This window comes from Micromonospora globispora (assembly GCF_003857015.1).
In the GTDB taxonomy this organism is placed as follows: domain Bacteria; phylum Actinomycetota; class Actinomycetes; order Mycobacteriales; family Micromonosporaceae; genus Micromonospora; species Micromonospora globispora.
In genome coordinates, this window is sequence record NZ_QGGF01000574.1 from 1 (window position 1) to 1,584 (window position 1,584).

Consider the following 1,584-nt stretch of genomic DNA (forward strand, 5'->3'; position numbering starts at 1 on the left):
GGACACCACCACTCCCCCGATTGCCGTCGAGGGGTGATCCGTCGGCCGGTGGCCGGCGGGCAGGGCCCGTCGCCGTCAGGTCATCGGCAGCTGGTAGCGCCGCTCGCCACCGCCGGTCGCGGTGATCAGGCGCACCTCGCCGGTCCGCAGGCCGTACGTGACCGACCAGCGGGTGTGCGGCTGCCGGACGGAATCGAGGACGGCCAGGGCGGCGGGGGCGTCCACCACGCCGCCGGCCCGGTCCAGCGCCTCGGCGATCACCCCGTACCGGTGGTCCTGCCGCAGCTGCCGCTCCGGTACGTCCACCGCCGGCACGTTGGTCAGCGCCTGCCACCGGCCCCGCCCGCGCTGGGCCCGCATCGTGCCGTCGACGAACTCGATCACCGAGGACGCGCCCGTGGCGTCGGCGAGCAGGTAGTGCAGCGGTGGACCGCCGTCGAAGTCGAGGTTGTAGCGTTCGAACACGGCGATCGCCTCGTCCACCGTGGCCGCGTTGTCCAGCACGAGGCGCAGGATGCGGACCGAGCCGACGGTCGGTCGACCCGGCACCGGGCGCGCGGTCGCCCGGTCGTCGGCAGCCAGCCCCACCGCGAGCCCGCGTTCGTTCATCCCGTCGAAGGGCAGCAGCGGGGCGTTGAGCAGCCGACGGTCACCGGCCGGGTCCGGCCCGACGCCGAGGTACGAGATGTCCACCAGGGACACCGAGGCGTAGCCGTCCGGCGGGTCGGTCCGCAGCACCAGCGCCGGATTCGGGTCCCAGTCGAAGTTGCGGGCGAACAGCGGCCGGGTCCGGTCACCGAGGGCCGCGAAGAGCGAGCAGCCGAACGGGCTCGCCTCCGGTGTGGCCGACGTGCCGACCGTCGGGTCGTAGTCGCCGACGTAGGTCATCTCGTACAGCGGCAGGTCGTCGACCTTGCGCAGGCTGGCCAGGGTCCGCTCGGCCTCGCCCGGGTCCTGCCGGGAGGCGGTCGGCATCCCGGCGGCGGCCGGCGGGGACGCCGGGGACTGCGGGCTTCCACAGGAGGCGACGGCGAGCAGCAGGGTGACGCCGGTGGCGAGCAGGGTCCTCCGCATGCTCGCGACGCTATGGCAGGCAGAGATGGTTGTCCATCGCCGGAGCGATCACCAGGCGCCTTCGACCTGCGGCGTGCCGGCCGTCAGGAGGCCGGGATCCTGGCCAGCTGCTCCTCGATCGCCTCGCCGGTGAGGGCCGGCCGACCACCCGGGTGCCCGACGGTGGCGCCGGCCGCCGCGACGGCGTACCGGGCGGTCCGGTCGTGCGGCTCACCGCGGAGCAGACCGACGGTGAGCGCGGCGACGAACGCGTCACCGGCCCCGGTGCTGTCCACTGTGGGCGTCTCGCTGAGCGGCACGAAGAGCTCGCCGTCCGCCCAGACGAAGGCGTTGCCCTCCCCGGCCACCTCGACGGCCACCAGGGACGGGCCCCGCCCGAGCAGTTCCCGGCCGGCGTGCAGGCCGGCCTCGGCGTCCTTCGGTGGGTCACCGACGAGCAGCCCGGCCTCCCGCGCGTCGGCGCGCAGCACGTCGGCGAGGCGAAGCAGCTCGGCGCCGCCCTCGGAGTCC

At 75.1% G+C, this 1,584-nt stretch carries 2 protein-coding genes; both read right to left on the minus strand.

Annotated features, from left to right (window positions below; all coding sequences use genetic code 11):
* Positions 1 to 75: 75 nt before the first annotated feature.
* Positions 76 to 1,074: a linear amide C-N hydrolase gene (locus DKL51_RS29225; RefSeq protein WP_109947935.1), complete on the minus strand. Its 999-nt coding sequence runs from the start codon at positions 1,072 to 1,074 to the stop codon at positions 76 to 78.
* An 83-nt stretch (positions 1,075 to 1,157) separates the two neighbouring features.
* A partial coding sequence (locus DKL51_RS29230) for a PfkB family carbohydrate kinase (protein WP_260428705.1) occupies positions 1,158 to 1,584 on the minus strand: 427 nt, incomplete at its 5' end.